The 16618-nt window shown below is 71.6% G+C and carries 14 protein-coding genes, 1 tRNA gene, 1 pseudogene and 1 riboswitch; of the genes and pseudogenes, 4 read left to right on the forward strand and 12 right to left on the reverse strand.

What is annotated here, in order from left to right; all coding sequences use genetic code 11:
* Both AB0M20_RS04675 and AB0M20_RS04680 read right to left on the reverse strand, forming a co-directional pair.
* Positions 1-585, reverse strand: a pseudogene (locus AB0M20_RS04675) (hypothetical protein); the annotation flags it as partial.
* A gap of 484 nt (positions 586-1069) precedes the next feature.
* Positions 1070-2632 carry a phospholipid carrier-dependent glycosyltransferase gene (locus tag AB0M20_RS04680; RefSeq protein WP_364293767.1) on the reverse strand — a complete coding sequence of 521 codons (1563 nt, stop codon included), beginning with the start codon at positions 2630-2632 and terminating at the stop codon, positions 1070-1072.
* A gap of 43 nt (positions 2633-2675) precedes the next feature.
* On the opposite strand from AB0M20_RS04680, the gene rsmI reads away from it, so the two are divergent.
* The gene (gene rsmI, locus AB0M20_RS04685) at positions 2676-3518 is read left to right on the forward strand and encodes a 16S rRNA (cytidine(1402)-2'-O)-methyltransferase (protein WP_364293728.1); all 843 of its coding nucleotides are present in this window, start codon (positions 2676-2678) and stop codon (positions 3516-3518) included.
* A gap of 23 nt (positions 3519-3541) precedes the next feature.
* Here the strand turns inward: rsmI and AB0M20_RS04690 are convergent, their stop codons facing one another.
* The gene (locus AB0M20_RS04690) at positions 3542-4822 is read right to left on the reverse strand and encodes a hypothetical protein (RefSeq protein WP_364293731.1); all 1281 of its coding nucleotides are present in this window, start codon (positions 4820-4822) and stop codon (positions 3542-3544) included.
* Between the two features lie 101 nt (positions 4823-4923).
* Between AB0M20_RS04690 and metG the strand changes: the two genes are divergently transcribed.
* Together metG and AB0M20_RS04700 are read left to right on the forward strand one after the other, a co-directional pair.
* The gene (gene metG / locus AB0M20_RS04695) at positions 4924-6720 is read left to right on the forward strand and encodes a methionine--tRNA ligase (protein ID WP_364293734.1); all 1797 of its coding nucleotides are present in this window, start codon (positions 4924-4926) and stop codon (positions 6718-6720) included.
* 118 nt (positions 6721-6838) lie between these two features.
* Positions 6839-7687: a phosphotransferase gene (locus tag AB0M20_RS04700; protein ID WP_364293737.1), complete on the forward strand. Its 849-nt coding sequence runs from the start codon at positions 6839-6841 to the stop codon at positions 7685-7687.
* Positions 7688-7696: 9 nt separating this feature from the next.
* Here the strand turns inward: AB0M20_RS04700 and AB0M20_RS04705 are convergent, their stop codons facing one another.
* The 9 genes from AB0M20_RS04705 to AB0M20_RS04745 form a co-directional block, all read right to left on the reverse strand.
* Complete coding sequence (locus AB0M20_RS04705) at positions 7697-8992, reverse strand: Fic family protein (RefSeq protein WP_364293740.1); 1296 nt, start codon at positions 8990-8992, stop codon at positions 7697-7699.
* Between the two features lie 98 nt (positions 8993-9090).
* Positions 9091-9609 carry a GNAT family N-acetyltransferase gene (locus AB0M20_RS04710; RefSeq protein ID WP_364293743.1) on the reverse strand — a complete coding sequence of 173 codons (519 nt, stop codon included), beginning with the start codon at positions 9607-9609 and terminating at the stop codon, positions 9091-9093.
* Between the two features lie 13 nt (positions 9610-9622).
* Positions 9623-9937, reverse strand: coding sequence for an SMR family transporter (locus tag AB0M20_RS04715; RefSeq protein ID WP_364293746.1), 315 nt, complete (start codon positions 9935-9937; stop codon positions 9623-9625).
* 10 nt (positions 9938-9947) lie between these two features.
* Positions 9948-10017, reverse strand: a riboswitch (guanidine-III (ykkC-III) riboswitch).
* A 236-nt stretch (positions 10018-10253) separates the two neighbouring features.
* Positions 10254-10327, reverse strand: a tRNA-Ala gene (locus AB0M20_RS04720).
* A 75-nt stretch (positions 10328-10402) separates the two neighbouring features.
* Positions 10403-11086 (reverse strand): hypothetical protein, encoded by a 684-nt coding sequence (locus tag AB0M20_RS04725; protein WP_364293749.1) that lies wholly within the window; start codon positions 11084-11086, stop codon positions 10403-10405.
* A gap of 105 nt (positions 11087-11191) precedes the next feature.
* Positions 11192-11833: a GNAT family protein gene (locus AB0M20_RS04730; protein WP_364293752.1), complete on the reverse strand. Its 642-nt coding sequence runs from the start codon at positions 11831-11833 to the stop codon at positions 11192-11194.
* Positions 11833-13143: a gephyrin-like molybdotransferase Glp gene (gene glp, locus AB0M20_RS04735; protein WP_364293755.1), complete on the reverse strand. Its 1311-nt coding sequence runs from the start codon at positions 13141-13143 to the stop codon at positions 11833-11835. Before glp ends, AB0M20_RS04730 begins: the two co-directional genes overlap by 1 nt.
* The gene (locus AB0M20_RS04740; protein ID WP_364293758.1) at positions 13140-14048 is read right to left on the reverse strand and encodes a UTP--glucose-1-phosphate uridylyltransferase; all 909 of its coding nucleotides are present in this window, start codon (positions 14046-14048) and stop codon (positions 13140-13142) included. The genes glp and AB0M20_RS04740 overlap by 4 nt, the downstream gene beginning before the upstream one ends.
* A 50-nt stretch (positions 14049-14098) precedes the next feature.
* Positions 14099-16096, reverse strand: a complete 1998-nt coding sequence (locus AB0M20_RS04745) for a diguanylate cyclase (protein ID WP_364293761.1) — start codon at positions 16094-16096, stop codon at positions 14099-14101.
* 81 nt (positions 16097-16177) lie between these two features.
* Here AB0M20_RS04745 and AB0M20_RS04750 point away from each other — a divergent pair.
* Positions 16178-16618, forward strand: a 441-nt coding sequence (locus AB0M20_RS04750; protein ID WP_364293764.1) for a 5-formyltetrahydrofolate cyclo-ligase, incomplete at its 3' end; no start/stop codon positions are given.

The following is a 16618-nucleotide window of genomic DNA, read 5'->3' on the forward strand; positions in this document are numbered from 1 at the left end:
GCCGGTGCCGCCCTTCGGCGGAACGGGCGGGACCGGCGGCACGACGGTGGACGTCGGATCCGGGACCGGAGTCGAGGGGCTCGGTGATCCCGAGCCGGTGGGGGTGGTGCTGACCGTCGCGGACTCGACCGGCCGCACCGTCGCCTTGGTCGTCTGCTTGGCCGGCGGCGCCGGGGTGCGGGCGGGCACTGTGGACCGCGGCGCCTCCGCCCGCCGCGCTTCCCGGGTCTCGGGGCGACGCAGCGCCTCATTGATCAGCCGTGGCTGCGTCGGCACCGTCTGGGCGCGGACGGGGGTGGCCGGCGCCGCGGGCGGCGCCGCCATCACCGCCGGCTCGTCGTCGTCCAGGTCGGGCAGCGGCAGCACGGCGCTCGAGCTGACCGGGCCACCGGCCAGGCTGACGCTGACCAGGCCGCCGTACATCATGCACAGCGCCCCGAAGCCGTAGGCGAGGCGACGGAGGAACCGGCGGCGGCGACCGGTCGTGTCGACGAACACCGGGGCCGGCGCCGACACCTTGAGCACCTCGGTGTCGGGGATGCCGGAGTCGGCGGAATGCGGGTTTTCAGGCTCCTGCGAAGTCACCCGGCGAGCTTAAGAACATCTTTGGCAGATCTTGATCGGCGTCACTCTCCGGGGGGACGATGATCGTCGGCGGAATATCATCCGAATTGACGATGCCCAGCGTTTGACCTGATGGCGGGCGGCGTGATCGAGCGCGAAACCGATAGCTGTGAGCTGCACGTAATACGCGGGACGAGAGAGGTTACGCCAAACCGGAAACTATGTCGGTGTCAATTTGCCGACTCATTCCGGAGCCCATTCCACGAACGATTCTCGGCATTGGCGCGGTGGCATAAGCGACAATACCGGCGTTTGTCCGATTTGCGCGGAACGAGCCGCCCGGGCTCCCGGCCTGTCCGGAAATACCGACGATTGAGTATGGACAGCCGTTGTGCGTCCTGAGACGGGTGGCTAACATTCGTGGTGCGCGCTCCTATCGCCCGCTTCCCCCGTGGCAGGCGATCGGGGCGCGCCCTTCTTTGCGGCGGCTTCGATCTGCTGTGGATCAGATCCAGCGACTGCCCAGCCACATGCGCGACTGCCACGACTCGTAAGGGATCGAGTCCCCGGTGAAGATCGGGTAGAAGAAGGCGAAGCACAGGGCCACGATCACCACGTACGCGCCCGCGATCACCGTGCCGACCATCTGGCGATCCGTGCGTCTGTCCCCCGTCGCCGTCCCGCCGACCGGGGTCATGATCGCGCCGAGGACGTAGGTGACGGTCAGGATCAGGAACGGCAGCGCGGGCAGCACGTAGAAGACGAACATCGTCCGGCCGTCCGCGATCGCGTAGTAGAACCAGGGCAGCAGGCCGCCCGCCAGGCAGGCGCCGATCGCGTACGCCCGCCAGTCACGCCGGGCGACCCCGAACCAGATCATCGCGACGATCGCCGGCAGGAACGACCACCAGAGGATCGGCGTACCCAGCAGCAGGACCTCGCTCGCGCAGCTCGGCGCGCCGCAGCTGCCCTTGCTGCTCCAGGAGAACGCGACCGGCCGGCCGAGCAGCAGCCACTGCCACGGCCAGGACTGGTACGGGTGCCGGTCGTCCAGCCCGCTGTGGAACGAATAGGCCTGCTGGTGGTAGTGCAGGAGGTTGAGCAGCGCGCCCAGGATCGGCGGCTCCCCCATGCCGTTGGCCTCCCGGTAGTGCCGGAAGTAGCCGGTGTTCGTGACGAACCAGCCGGTCCAGGTGGCCAGGTAGAAGATCACGGTGAGCGTGAAGCTGAGCAGGAGCCAGCCCAGGTCGCCACCGATCCGGATGCTGAACGGGTGGCGCACCCCGGCCGAGCGCCGCGCGCCGACCCGCCACACCAGCACCATCCCGGCGAAGAACGGCGCGAAGAACAGCGCGCTCCACTTCACGCCGCAGGCCAGCCCGAACATGACCCCGGCGACCAGCAGCCACCACGGCACGAAGTGCGGCAGCCGCCGCGCGGTCCCCGGGTCGAAGCCGTCCTCCAGCGCGCGCAGCCATCGCCGCCGATACGCGTCCCGATCGATCACCAGCGCCGCGAAGGTGGCCAGGATGAACAGGCCGAGGAAGATGTCCAGCAGCGACGTGCGGGACAGCACCAGGTGGAAGCCGTCCAGCGTCATCAGCAGCCCGGCCGCGCCGGCCAGCACCACCGAGCGGAACAGCCGGTACGCCACCCGGATCAGGATCAGCACCATCAGCGTGCCGGCGATCGCGGCCGGGAACCGCCAGCCCAGCTCGTTGTTGCCGAACGCCTTCTCACCCAGCGCGATCAGCCACTTGCCGAGCGGCGGATGCACCACGTACGCCGGGCCGTTGGTCTTCTCGTCCCACTCCACGCCGTGGGTCAGCATGTCCCAGGCGTCGGTCGGGTAATACACCTCGTCGAAGACGTAGCCCCGGGGATGCGTGATGCCGACCAGCCGCAGGATCGCCGCCATCACCACGATCACCCCGGTGACCAGCCAGGAGTGCGGGTTCAGGGCGTTGTCCAGCGTCGACAACCGTCGCCGCACGGCGTCGGGAACGCGCCGCTTGTCCGCGGGCACGCTCTCGGACTCGACCGGGGCGACTGCTACGTCGGTGGCCACACTCACTCCGCGATCGTAGCGGTGAGTGTGGTGGACTTCGGCTGTGGAGAGCAACGGACGTGTGGTGCTTGTCGGCGCACCGCTGGGCAACACCGGCGACGCTTCCGAGCGGCTGCGCACCGCGCTCGCGGAGGCGGATGTGGTGGCCGCGGAGGACACCCGCCGGCTGGCCCGGCTGACGCGGGACCTGGGGATCACCGTCTCCGGGCGGGTCGTGTCGTATTTCGAGGGCAACGAGGAGCGGCGTACGCCCGATCTGGTCGAGGCGCTGCGCGGCGGCGCGACCGTCGCCGTGGTCACCGACGGCGGCATGCCGAGCGTCTCGGACCCGGGCTATCGGCTGGTCCGGGCCGCCCTGGACGCCGGCTTCCCGGTGACCGCGGCGCCCGGGCCGAGCGCGGTGACCACCGCCCTGGCGCTCTCCGGCCTGCCCAGCGACCGGTTCGTCTTCGAGGGGTTCCTGCCGCGGTCCGGCTCGAACCGCAGGTCCCGGCTGCGCGAGCTGGCCGCCGAGCCGCGCACGTTGGTGCTCTTCGAGGCGCCGCACCGGTTGGCGGACGCGCTGGCCGACCTGGTCGCCACGTTCGGCGGGGACCGGCCCGCGGCGGTCTGCCGCGAGCTGACCAAGACGTACGAGGAGATCCGCCGCGCCCCGCTCGCCGAGCTGGCCGACTGGGCCGCCGCGAACCCGCCGCGCGGCGAGATCACCCTGGTGATCGGCGGCGCACCGGCCACGGCGGCGGAGCGGCCGGCGGACGACGACCTGCGCGCCGCGGTGGCCCGGCGCGAGGCGGACGGCGAGTCCCGGCGTGACGCGATCACCGCGGTGGCCGGCGAGTACGGCCTCCGCAAGCGCGAGGTCTACGCCCTGATCCACCAGGGCTGACGGCGCACCGGTCTCAGTGGCTCTCAGTAGGCGGCGGCCAGGAAACCGATCAGCAGCAGGACCGGGCCGGCCAGGCTGATCAGCACCGCGTTACGCCGCGCCTTGGCGGTCTCCAGCTGACGCGCCCCGGTCATCCCCGCGAGCCCGTACCCGCACAGCAACACCAGCACGAAGCCGAGCGTCCAGCGCAGGTGCAGCATCCAGCCGGTGCGGCCCACGTAGGCCTGGCGACTGTCCGGGGTGACCATCCGGGCCGGCGCGAGCGCCCCGGTGTTGCGCGAGGCCGCGTCGACGCCGAGCAGTGTGACCCGCTCGACCGCGAACGAGCCATCGGCCGCCGCGAACGAGCCGCGGCAACGCTGAGTCACGCCCGAGCCGGTGCACTGCCCGACGGTCGCGACACCGCGGTCGCCGTGCCCGACGGCCAGCCAGAACGGTTCCGCGCTCACCCACGAGAAGAACGACGCGACCAGCGCCATCGCGACCAGCCCGAGGAGGCCGGCCACCGGACCGCGGGGCTTGCGCGGCTTCTTCAGCGGCGGCTGACCGCGGCGCCCGTCGGCCGGGCCGGCCTGCTCGGCCAAGCGCTGCCGCACCTCCGCCGCGGGCCACGCGTTGCCGGCCGTGGCACGCTCCTCCTCACTCAGCCAGAACGGGTGATTCTCCATCCGCTCCCGGCGCGCCTGGACCGCGGCCTGGCTGAGCCGTGAGCGCCCCTCGGACGACTGGCCGGGCACCGGTCGTTCGGGCAGGACCATGACATCGGGTACGCCCTCCGCCGGCGTCTCCTCCGTCTCCGGTTCGTCCTCGGCACTGCTCACGGCGTACCCCCCAATGGGTTTGCTCTGTTCGTCCGGCGGCTGGTAGCGGTCGCGGGGGCGACGGTCGTGATCCCGCTCGACGGCGGGCGGATCCTCGGGCGTGGGACGCACCTGGGCGGCGGCGATCGCCTCGGCCTGCTCGATCCGAGGCTCCTGCTCGGCCTCCACCAGGGCAGCCGGCGGCGCCGTCGGGTCGAACGCCTGCGTCGTGTCCTGCGCGCCGGCGGCGTGGGCATCCAGGGCTTCAGGCGCGAACGCTGTGCTGCTACCAACCGCATTCGCGGGCTCGGACGGCGCGGGACGGCGACGCGGATGGCGCGGACGGGCGGCCGCCGCCTCGGCCAGCGCCGCGGCGTGCTCGCGTTCCTCTTCGACCCGCCACCAGGCGGTGTTCGGGTCCGCGAAGGACCACCGCTCGCTCTGATCCCGCGGCGTTTCCCCTGGCTGCGGCGCGTCTCCGGTCACCGTCTCAGTAGACTGCACATTTAGGTGGTGATCACTCACCAAAGGGGCGTGTCGGGGCAAAAGCCGCCACCGCCATGGCGTTCGCGGGCGCCCGAGGCCAATCACTACGCTGGGGAACCATGAGTCACGTTCTCGCCGCGGTCGCCTGGCCCTATGCCAACGGCCCGCGCCACATCGGTCATGTCTCCGGCTTCGGGGTGCCCTCCGACGTGTTCAGCCGGTACATGCGGATGGCCGGTCACGACGTGCTCATGGTGTCGGGGACCGACGAGCACGGCACGCCGATCCAAGTGCAGGCCGACGCCGACGGCGTCACGCCGCGTGAGCTCGCCGACCGCTACAACCGGGTGATCGTGGAGGACCTGCACGGCCTTGGGCTGTCCTACGACCTGTTCACCCGGACCACCACGCGCAACCACTACGCGGTGACCCAGGAGATGTTCACCGGGCTGCTGGAAAACGGCTACATCGTCCGCAAGACCACGCTGGGCGCGATCTCGCCGTCCACCGGCCGCACGCTGCCCGACCGCTACATCGAGGGCACCTGCCCGATCTGCGGCTACGAGAGCGCGCGCGGCGACCAGTGCGACAACTGCGGCAACCAGCTCGACCCCGAGCAGCTGATCAACCCGCACTCCAAGATCAACGGCGAGGTGCCGGATTTCGTCGAGACCGAGCACTTCTTCCTCGACCTGCCGGCCTTCGCGCAGGCGATCGGCGCGTGGCTGGACCAGCGGGAGAACTGGCGGCCCAACGTGCTCAAGTTCAGCCGCAACCTGCTCGACGACCTGCAGCCGCGGGCCATCACCCGAGACCTCGACTGGGGTGTGCCGATCCCGCTGGCCGAGTTCGCCGACCGCAACGACAAGCGCATCTACGTGTGGTTCGACGCGGTGATCGGCTATCTGTCGGCGTCGGTCGAGTGGGCCCGCCGGTCCGGCGACCCGGAGGCGTGGCGCAAGTGGTGGTCGGCCGACGGCCAGGGTAAGGACTCGCTGGCGTACTACTTCATGGGCAAGGACAACATCGTCTTCCACTCGGTGATCTGGCCGGCCATCCTGCTCGGTTACTCGGGCGAGGGCGACAAGGGCGGAGAGCCAGGGGGGTACGGCCGGCTGAACCTGCCCACCGAGGTGGTGTCGTCGGAGTACCTGACGATGGAGGGCAAGAAGTTCTCCTCGTCCCGGCGCGTGGTGATCTACGTGCGCGACTTCCTCGAGCGCTACGACGCCGACGCGTTGCGGTATTTCATCGCGGCGGCCGGCCCCGAGTCGAACGACACCGACTTCACCTGGGCCGAGTTCGTCCGGCGCAACAACGACGAGCTGGTCGCGGGCTGGGGCAACCTGGTCAACCGGTCGATCTCGATGGCCGCTCGCGGTTTCTCCGCGATCCCTCCCCTGGGCGCCCTGCAGCCGGAGGATGAAGCGCTCCTGGCCGTTTCGCGGGCGGGCTTCGCCACGGTCGGCGACCTCATCGCCAAGCACCGGCAGAAGGCGGCCATCGGCGAGGCCATGCGCGTGGTGGCCGAGGCGAACAAGTACCTGTCCGACCAGGCGCCGTGGAAGCTGAAGGACGAGGCTTCGCGCGATCGGCTGGCGACGATCCTGCACGTGGCGCTGCAGGTGGTCAGCGATGCGAACACGCTGCTGACGCCGTTCCTGCCGCACTCCGCGCAGAAGGTGCACGAGCTGCTCGGTGGCACCGGCGTGCACGCGCCGATGCCGTCGATCGTGGAGGTCGAGGACCTCGACGGCGGGCCGTCGTACCCGGTGCTGACCGGCGACTACACGGTGGGCGCGCGTTGGGAGTCGGTTCCGCTGGTTGCGGGTACGCCGCTCGCGGCGCCGAAGCCGGTGTTCCGGAAGCTCGACCCGTCGGTGGTCGACGAGGAGCTGGCCCGGCTGGCCGGCTGACGTGCCTCCATCCCCGTCGCCTTCGTCCTCCCCTTCGTCCTCGCCTTCGTCCTCCCCTTCGCCCTCCCCTTCGTTCTCTCCGGAGATCCGGTCCGTTGGCGCGGCGCTCGGCCAGGAGGTGCTCGCGGCGACGGTGCTGGCGGGCGGCTACTCCCACTCGACGTGGCTGGTGACGCTGTCGGGCGGCCCGGTGGTGGCCCGCTTCGGCGGCGGCGACCCGGCGATCGAGGCGGCGGTGATGGCTCGCGCTCCTGGCCCGGTCCCGTCGGTGCTGTCGGTCGACCCCATGGTGATCTCCTTCGTCGAGGGGACGCCGCTGTCGTCGGTGTTGGCCTCGGCGGCGCCCGACCTGGCCGGCCTGGGCCATGTGGTCGGCCGCGAGGTCGCGGGCGTCGCGGCGGTGCGCTTCGACCGGCCCGGCTTCTTCACCGGCCCGTCGCTGTCGGTCGGCGAGCAGCCGCCGTGGTCGGCCCAGCTGCCGGGTTTCGCGTCGCAGTGCGCGGCGAAGGTCCCGTCATCGCGCCTCGACACCGCCACCCTGTCGGCGTGGGTGGACCTGTGCGCGGAGCACGCCCCGGCACTGTCGGCGGTGGAGCATCAGGCGTGCCTGGCCCACGGCGACATCAACCCGAAGAACATCCTGGTCAGCCACGCGGACGGGAGCTGGCGGGTGGATGCGCTGCTGGACTGGGAGTTCAGCTACAGCGGCTCCCCGTACGCCGACGCGGCGAACATGGCCCGCTTCGGCGCCGACTACCCGCCGGACTTCATGCCGGCCTTCGCGGCCGGCTTCGCATCGGGCCTCACCGACCTGCCGCCGGTGGACGAGTGGCCGTACATCGGCCGGGTCTTCGACATGTTCGCGCTGACCGACCTGACCACCCGCCCGGAGGGCCACGAGGTGGCCGACCAGGCCGCCGCCATCATCCGGCAGTGGACGAAGACCGGAGTCCCCCGCACCCTCTGACCGGCTCGGTCAGTGCTGCGGTCGCGCCGGAGCCGGTCGCCGCGGCGCGGAGTCGCGGGTGTTCCATCGAGTGCTTGCCATTCGCCGTTCGGTCAGGGTCAGCAGATCGAACACCTCCCTGGCCAGGTATGCCGTAGCACCCCGATCGATCGACTTGCGGCGCAGGATGCCCGCGTCCGCCAAATCCTCCAGCGCGGCCCGGGCGGCCGGATCGGAGATGTCGAGCAGGCGCCGCACCGACTGCACCGTCGTCACCGGGACCTCGGACAGCAACGGCATCAGCCGCATGACCGCCGCGTCGGCTCTGGGCGGGCGGAGATGTCCGCGGCCGGTCCGGAAGGCGGCATAGCGTTGCTGCCAATCCGTCCGCAGTTCCTCGAGATCGGCGACGAATGTCGCGGCCTGCTCGACCGCGGCGCCGGCCGCGGCGAGGAACATCTCGAGCCACCCGTTCACCGCGGCCAACGCCTCCGGACTACCGACCGGGGCCCGATGGCGGAACGTCATGAGACCGTCGACGTACTCCTGCGACCGGGTCAGCAACACCAGGCTGATCGGCAGCACCGCGCCCCGCGTCAGCCCGCGGCGGGTGAGCACGGTGTGGATCAGTGCCCGTCCGACCCGCCCGTTGCCGTCGGCGAAGGGATGGATGGTCTCGAATTGGGCGTGCACGAGGGCAGCTTGAATCAGCGGCGCATGCACCGCACCGCTGAGATACGTGGCCAGATCGTCCATCAGCCTGCCGACGAGCTCCGGCGGTGGCGGCACGAAATCCGCGTCGAGTGGATGCCAGTCGCTGCCGCCGATCCAGTTCTGCATGGTGCGTAGTCCCTGCTCACGATGATTCGGGAGGAGAGCGTGGTGCAACCCGCAGATGTCGTCGACACTGACCTCCTCCACCGCGCTGAGGGCGCCGGAAGCCTGCCGCAAGGCGACGATGTTGTTCGCCACCAGGCGTCCGTTCTCGGTCAGACCGGCGATGCGCACATCCTCGACAACCGCCCACTCGGCCAGAGCGACCTGTTGAGCGGACGCCTGCAGTCCCTCGATTCGCGATGAAGCGATCGCCTCCGATCGCAACAGGAACCGGCTGAGACTTTCCAGGCCCGTTGAGCCTGGAGCGTCGCCGAGCCCCCGGACCTGGACCTCGACCCGAGCCGCTAGACGCGCGAGTGCCGCGTCCACGACGATCGGCTGTGTCATCAGCGGGTCGGGAACGTAGGCGCTGTAGCGGCCGCCGCGCTGGTCGCGACGCCGGGGCGCACCCCAATCGATCTCTCGGTGCCGTTCGACCAGCTCAGCCATCGCCTCTAACCTTCGACGGATCCGGAATCTGTCTAAGTTTAGCGCTTAAACTTGACATCGCACCCGGCGCGGTCAAGGAAACCCGGGATCCCGAGCCGTCACAGATCCTTCTGGTAGATCGCGAAAGCACATGGCGTGGCCAGGTGTGGCGCCAGGGCCGGGTATGTGTCGGCCAGGTCGTCGGTCCGGACCGGGCGGTAGCCGATGCGGGTGTACCACTCGCGCAGGACCTCCTTCACCGGGTGGGTCCACGTACGCGGCACCAGCAGCTCGAGCTGCATCCGCGCCAAGCCCTGCCGCCGGGCCCAGCCCTCGGCGAAGGCCACCAGGTCGCGGCCGATCCCGAGGCCCCGATGCTCGGGGCTGGCCACCAGCATGCCGAACTCACCCAGGTCGTCCGCGATCCGCCGGACCCGCACGACACCCACGAGCCGGCCGCCGAGGCGGGCGACGGCCAGCTCCCCCGCGGCCGTCAGGGCGGCGATCTCACGGTCGTCGGTCCGCTCGTACCCGTCGAGCCAGAGCCCTTTCTCCGCGTCGCGATACACGCGGTTGATCAGCTCGACGACCTCCGGCTCGAAGTCCTCGGCCGGCTCGATCACGACTTCGTCGCTCACCGTTCCCACCCCGTCAGTGACTCACCTTGAGGCCGATCACACCACCGATGATCATCAGGAGGAAGAGGATCTTCAGGGCCGACGCCGCCTCGCTCCCGGTGAGCATGGCGAAGACGACGGTGAGGACCGCGCCGATGCCGACCCACACCGCGTAGGCCGTGCCGATCGGCAGGCCGCGCATCGCGTAGGCCAAGCCGGCCATGCTGCTGGCCAGGGCGACGAAGAAGATCACCGAGGGTACGAGCCGGCTGAAACCGGCCGACCTACCGAGGGCGGAGGCCCACACGGCCTCGAGCACACCGGACAACACGAGTACGAGCCAGTACACGACGACCTCCCGCGTGCCGTCTTGTCGCTGACCGGGTACGGCACCCTCGTCCGGAGGCCCCCGGAAACGGGAAGCTCTGCGATCCAGGGTCGCACGCATCGCCGCCGAACGGCCCGGTTCGCCGGTGTGAGGTCCACCGCCAGAAGCCGGTCGTCGCAGGCAATGCCGAGCGTGACCGTTCCAGGCAAGAGACGAGCCCACCGCACCGACCGCGCCCACCGTACCGCGGGATTTCCGGGGGCTCGGCCCCCGGAGCAGAAATGACGAGGTGGCCCCGGTCCGCGCTTTCCGCGGACAGAGACCACCTGACAACTTGTGGAGCTGAGGGGATTTGAACCCCTGACCCCCTCGATGCGAACGAGGTGCGCTACCGGTCTGCGCCACAGCCCCTTGGCCCTCGGGAGGGCCGCGACAAGGCTAACAGGTCCGGCGAACGGGCCGCGAATGGGATACCCGCTCCGCGCGTCAGGCGGAGAAGGACCGCCCGCCGGCCTCGTACGCCCGGCCCCGCAAGCCGCCCCCTCGGCGGTAGGACACCGAAGCCGACGCCGCGTCCATCGCCGTACGCCGCGCCGCCTCCCGCTGCGCCGCCAGCCGCCGCTGCGCCTCCCGGCGAGCTGCCGCCCGGCGCGCCTGCTCCCGCCGCACCTCCGCCTGCCGCGCCGCCACCCAGGCGGCCTCCCGCGCCTCGATCCGGCGCCGCCGCCGGTCGGCCAGCGCCCGGTTGCGCAGGTGCACGAAGTAGACCGCGAGCAGCGACCCGGTCACCGCGAACCCGATCCAGAAGCCCGGCCCCACGGCCAGCACCCCGATGAGCTCGATCGCGTTGAGCAGCAGCAGCGCCGCGAAGACCCGCCGCCGCCGAACCACCGCCGGCGTGGAGCGACGGGGCAGCCTGCGGATGGCGGGAGGGGCCGAGACCAGCCGCAAGGGCGGTGGTACGACCGTCACCGTGACCTGTCGCGGCGGGTTGAGCGGGCGTCGTCCGGGCACGGTTCGGAGTCGGCGGCGGCGCGAAAGCACCCGAGCCGTCGACTGCGCCCGCTCCGCGGCGAGGCGCTCGGTGGCGTCGTACCGGCGCACGAGCGCCGGTGCGAGTGCGAGCAGCCCGGCCGCCGCCAGGACGGCGAGGAGCACCGAGGTCGGCACCCTCCAGCCCTCCCGTCAACCTCGTAAGAATTCCAATCTTTCGAAGGTTAAGGGCGAGAGCTGCGGAAATAAGCGCGGCGCGCCGGGAGCGTCACATGGAGTTGATCATTTAGTCGTGGTACGGAGGCGGCGCCACCGGGCGACCAGGCCGCCCTCGCCGGCGATCTCCTCGACCGTCATCGCGTATCCGAGGTGGTCTCTCCACTGCCCGTCGATGTGCATGTAGCGGGGGTGGTAGGCCTCCTCGCGGAAGCCGAGCTTCTCCACCACGCGGCGGCTGGGAGCGTTCTCCGGCCGGATGTTGATCTCGACCCGGTGCAGGCCGCCGGCGCCGAACGCGTGGTCCACGGCGAGCGCCAGCGCGGTCGGGATCACGCCGCGCCCGGCCACCCGGGAGTCGACCCAATAGCCCACGTACGCCGAACCGAACGCCCGCCGCACGATGTTGCCCAGGTTGATGTGGCCGACCAGCCTGTCCTGCCCGTCGTCGTCGCGCAGGCAGACCGCGAACGGCATGCTCTCGCCGCGCCGGGCGGCCCGTCGCATGTCGCGGTAGACGTAGAGGTAGGCGCGCGGCGAGTTCATCTCGGCCCACGGCCCGGGCGGCGACGACTCCCAGGGCGCCAGCCACCGCTGGTTCGCGACCCGCACCTCGGACCAGGCCCGGGCGTCCCCGCGGCGGTACGGCCGCAGCGTGACGGGTCCCTCCGCCAGGACGGCAGGCCATCCGGGCACGGACCCCAGCATCATCGCCTCCGGTCGAGCAACAGCACGTCAACGGTCGACCCGGCGGCTGCCGCGGTGACCCGCTCACCGAGGACCAGCAGTCCGTTGGCTTCGGCGAGGCCGGAGAGAGTGTACGGCCCCCCGGCGAGCGGCTGCACCGTGTACCCGCCGCCGCGCCGCTCGGCAACGTGCGCGGGCCGGAACTCACGCAGACCGCCGGGTGACGAGACGGTTTCCAGCAGGTGCGCCTTGACGCTGGGCCGGAACACCGGCTCGGCACCGGCGAGCAGCTGGATCACCGGCCGGGCCAGCACCTCGAAGCCGATCAGGGCGGCGCCGGGCTCGCCGGGCAGGCACACCACCGGCACCTCCTCGCCGCCGACCGTGCCGAAGCCCAGCGACGTGCCCGGGCACAGCGCGACGTTGGTGAACTCGACGACCCCGCGCCCGTTGTCCCGGCGGGACAGCACCCGGCGCAGCATGTCGCCGGGCCCGGTGCCGGTGCCGCCGGTGGTGATGATCAGGTCGGCGCGCAGCGTCTGGTCCTCGAGCAGGCCGCGCAGGCCCTCGGGGTCGTCGTCGCAGATGCCGATCCGGTACGCGAGCGCGCCCGCCTCCACGGCGGCGGCCGTCAGCGCGTGCGAGTTGGCGTCGACGACCTGCCCCGGCTGGCTGGGCCGCCCGACGTCGACCAGCTCGTCGCCGGTGGCCACCACGACCACCCGCGGGCTGGGCCGGACGACCACATGCCCGATGCCGGCCCCGGCGAACACCGCGACCATGGCCGGCGTGACGTACGAGCCACCCGGCGCGAGGACCTGGCCGATCGCGATCTCGTCACCGGCGCGCCGCACGCCCGAGCCGCGCTTCGGCGCGTGCAGGATCTCCACGGCCGCCATGCCCTGGTCGGTCCAGTGCACGGGCACCACCACGTCGGCGCCGATCGGCAGCGGCGACCCGGCGGCGACCGAGAAACAGGTGCCGGGCGTCAGGCGTACCGGACGCCAGCTCGCGGCGCCGAGGTCGCCGACCACATTGAGCCGCACAGGCCTGGGCCCGCCCTCGAACCGGCCGAAGGACGGGTGGGAGCCGATGCGGCCGGCCGCGGCGAGGTCTTCCCAGCGGGCGGCATAACCGTCGATCGCGGCCTGGTCGAAGGCCGGGTACGCATGCGGGGCGAGCACGTCGCCGGAGAGCACGTTGCCGTGCGCCTGGGTGAGGTCGAGGTCGAGCGGAGGCAGCGCGCGGAGCCTGCGCAGCACGCTGCCCAGGTACTCGGCGAGGGGCATCAGCTCGTTGGCGGCCGCCTCGGCGTCGGCCGTCGCGGTCATCCCTTGAGACTCCCCACGAAGTCCTTGAGCCACTCGCTGAACTCGGCTCCCAGGTCGGGGCGCTTGACCGCGAGCTGCACGACGGCCTGCAGGTAGCCCAGCGGCATGCCGGTGTCGTAGCGGTGGCCGCGATAGACGATGCCGTGCACCGGGGTGCCGTCGGCGAGCAGCTGGGCCATCGCGTCGGTGAGCTGGATCTCGCCACCACTGCCGGGCTTGGTGTTGTCGATCGCCTCGAAGATCGATGCGGGCAGCACGTAGCGGCCCAGCACGGCCAGGTTGCTCGGCGCCTCCTCCGGCGTCGGCTTCTCGACCAGGCCGGTCACCTCGACGACGTCGGTCGTCCCGGTCTCCTTGATCGAGGCGATGCCGTAACGCGAGGTCTCCTCGGGATTGACCTCGACGAACGCGAGCACGATGCCGCCGGTCCGAGCCTGCAGGTCGAGCATGGCCGGGAGTAGCGGCTCCTCCAGGTCGACGAACTCGTCGCCGAGCAGCACCGCGAACGCGTTGTCGCCGACGTGCGAGGCGGCGGTGCCCACGGCGTGGCCGAGGCCGAGCGGCTCGCCCTGGCGGCAGGTGTAGATGTCGGCGAGCTCGCTGGTCCGGCGCACCTCGGCGAGCCGCTCGGTGTCGCCCTTCTCCGCCAGGCGCGCCTCCACGTCGGGCCGGCGGTCGAAGTGGTCGACCATCGACGTCTTGCCACGGCCGGTGACCAGCAGGACGTCCGTGATCCCGGCGGCGGCCGCCTCCTCGACGATGTATTGCAGCACCGGCCGGTCGACCACCGGCAACAGCTCCTTCGGCACGGCCTTGGTGGCCGGCAGGAACCGCGTGGCCAGGCCGGCCGCCGGAATCACCGCCTTGACCGCCCGGCGGTTGCCGCTGGGGGCGTTCGTCGTCATGAGAGGGTCACCGCACCTTCGCTCGGTTGTGCCCGGACATGAAGCCGAGACTAACGGCCGCGGCTCTGCCTTGGCGGCTGCGGCCCGCCGGGCGCGGCGCCGGCTTGGTTCACTTGCCCGTCGGGTACGCGTGCCGAAGCCACCTCGGCGAGGCGGTAGGTGTCGCGGCCGGCGTCCTTCGCCGCGTACAGAGCATCGTCGGCCGCGTCAAGCACGGCCTGCGCGGTCGCCCCGTGCTCCGGATAGACGGCGATGCCGATCGACACACTGATCGGGATGCGGTCGACCATCCGCCCGGTGGCCGCGTCGACCCGCCGAGCGTCGATCGGCACGGGGATGTCCCGGATCGCCGACCCCAGCCGCTCGGCGACTATCACGCCCCCGTACGCGTCGGTCTCCGGCAGCAGCACCACGAACTCCTCGCCGCCCTGCCGGAACGCCACGTCCACCTCGCGCAGCCCGATCCGCAGCCGCCGCGCGAACTCGCCCAGCACCTCGTCGCCGGCCGCGTGCCCGTACGTGTCGTTGACCTCCTTGAAGTGGTCGAGGTCGAGCACCAGCACGGTGAGCATCCGCCCGAACCGGCTGGCCCGTTCCACCTCGCGGCGCAGCGACTCGCGCAGGGACCGGTAGTTCCAGAGCCCGGTCAGCGGGTCGGTCAGCGACAGCCGTTGCGCCTCCTCGTGCACCCGTACGTTGTGCACGGCCACCCCGGTCTGCCCGGCGAAGGTCTGCAGGGTGCCCAGGTCGGCGTCGTCGAACTCGTCGGAGCCGAGCCGGTCGTAGAGCGCCAGCACACCGAACGGCGCGGGAGTGGGCTCGGGTTCGTCGGGATTCACCGGCGGGCAGATCGGCACCGCCACGTACGTGCGGCAGGCCGGCTCGTCGAGCACCGGGCCGCCCAGCCCGCAGATGCCGCGCCGGGCCTCGCCGGTAGCCGCCACCGAGCCCAGCACGCCGTGGCCGAGCGGCACCCGCAGCCGGTGCAGCTCCGTCTCCGGCACGTCCCAGCGCCCGGTCAGCCCGACCGCGCAGCGCGCCACCAGGCGGTTGTCCTTCCCGTCGACGAGCAGCACGAGGCCGGCCCGCGCACCGGTCGCGGACAGCGCGGTCTGCAGGATCACCTGGAGTATCCGGTGCAGGTCGTGGGTGCTGGAGAGGGTGTCGCCGAGAATCGCGAGGTGGCCGCGGAGCTGGTCGCGGCTGGCGGTCAGGGCCTGCACGTACGACTGCAGTTCGCGGGTCATCCGGTTGAACGCCCCGGCGAGCCGGCCGAGCTCGTCGTCGCGGGTCAGCGGGACCCGCGTGTCCAGCTCACCGCCGGCCACCCGGTCGGCGGCGCGGGCCAGCTCGGCCAGCGGGCGGGTGGTGGACCGGGCCAGCCCCCGGGCGACCAGCACGGCGCCGGCCCCGACCACGAGCACGCCCATCGCCATCAGCGCGTACAGGCCGCGTGGGTCGTCGGCGGGCACGCTGACCGCGAGCGGGAGGGGCTGGCCCGGCCCCGACGGCAGGCGACGCATGGTCCCGGATGCGCCGCCGGCGCCGCCGAGCGCCTGCGTGCTGCGCACCGTTGCGGCATCCGCGCCGTCGTGGGCGAGCAGGGTGACATCGGCTCCGCTGGAGGCGGCCAGCCGGTCGACAAAGCCGGCGTCCAGCCGTTGCGACGCGACCACGAGCGTGCCGTCGGTGGCGTCCGAGGTGGCCGCGATGGCCGCGACGCCGCCGGTGGCCGGCTCGGCGCAGTCCCGCCAGTCCGGGCTCGCCTCGCCGGTGATCTCGGTGGCCAGGCCGCGGGCGATGAGCTGGCCGGCGACGGCGGCGCGCTGATCGGCGGGGAGCACGGCGACGGCGTCGGCGGTCGCCTGGAGCTGCCGGCAGACCGCTCCGATCGCGGTGCGCACGGTTGTCGCGGCATGATCGAGCCGTTCGGCGGCGCGGTCGCGGTTCACCGTGGTCACCGTGGCGCCGACGAAGAAGGATCCGAGCAGCACAGGGCCGAGCACCACCACGAGGAAGGCGGTCGTCAATCGGCCACGTAGCGTCACGCATCCTCCTCGCAGTGACCCCTATTAGGGCGATGCTGACATGATGTGCACCGTTTGCCGGTTTTTGAAAGGGGGTGTTGCATGTCCGATTTCGCCCCAGACGCGGAACGATTGAGAAGCGCGAAAGTTGCGCTGCGCGATCGCGTGCTTACTACCCGCAAGGCGCTTCCCGAGGCCGTCCGCCGGTCGGCGGACGCGTCGGTGCAGGCTTCAACCGTCACATGGGTACGCGCACGGCAACCGACTGTTTGTGCGGCGTACGCCCCGGTCAGCAGCGAACCGGGCGGTCCCGACCTGCCCGCCCGGCTGGCCGAGATCTGCACGGTCCTGCTGCCGATCCTGCTCCCCGACGGCGACCTCGACTGGGCCGAATACGACGGCACGACCATCCGCTCGCCGCGCGGTCTTCTCGAGCCCACGGGCCGCAGACTCGGCCCCGACGCGATCGCCGAGGTGCCGCTGATCATCGTCCCGGCGCTGGCGGTCTCCCGCTCCGGCATCCGGATGGGTCGCGGCGGCGGC

Source organism: Actinoplanes sp. NPDC051633, from assembly GCF_040681735.1.
Classification (GTDB): Bacteria; Actinomycetota; Actinomycetes; order Mycobacteriales; family Micromonosporaceae; genus Actinoplanes.

What these genes read in the sequence shown, in the direction of transcription:
- metG (WP_364293734.1), top strand. Translation starts at nt 4,924, where the DNA reads ATGAGTCACGTTCTCGCCGCGGTCGCCTGGCCCTATGCCAACGGCCCG.
- AB0M20_RS04705 (WP_364293740.1), bottom strand. Translation starts at nt 8,992, where the DNA reads ATGGCTGAGCTGGTCGAACGGCACCGAGAGATCGATTGGGGTGCGCCC.
- AB0M20_RS04730 (WP_364293752.1), bottom strand. Translation starts at nt 11,833, where the DNA reads ATGCTGGGGTCCGTGCCCGGATGGCCTGCCGTCCTGGCGGAGGGACCC.
- glp (WP_364293755.1), bottom strand. Translation starts at nt 13,143, where the DNA reads ATGACCGCGACGGCCGACGCCGAGGCGGCCGCCAACGAGCTGATGCCC.
- AB0M20_RS04740 (WP_364293758.1), bottom strand. Translation starts at nt 14,048, where the DNA reads ATGACGACGAACGCCCCCAGCGGCAACCGCCGGGCGGTCAAGGCGGTG.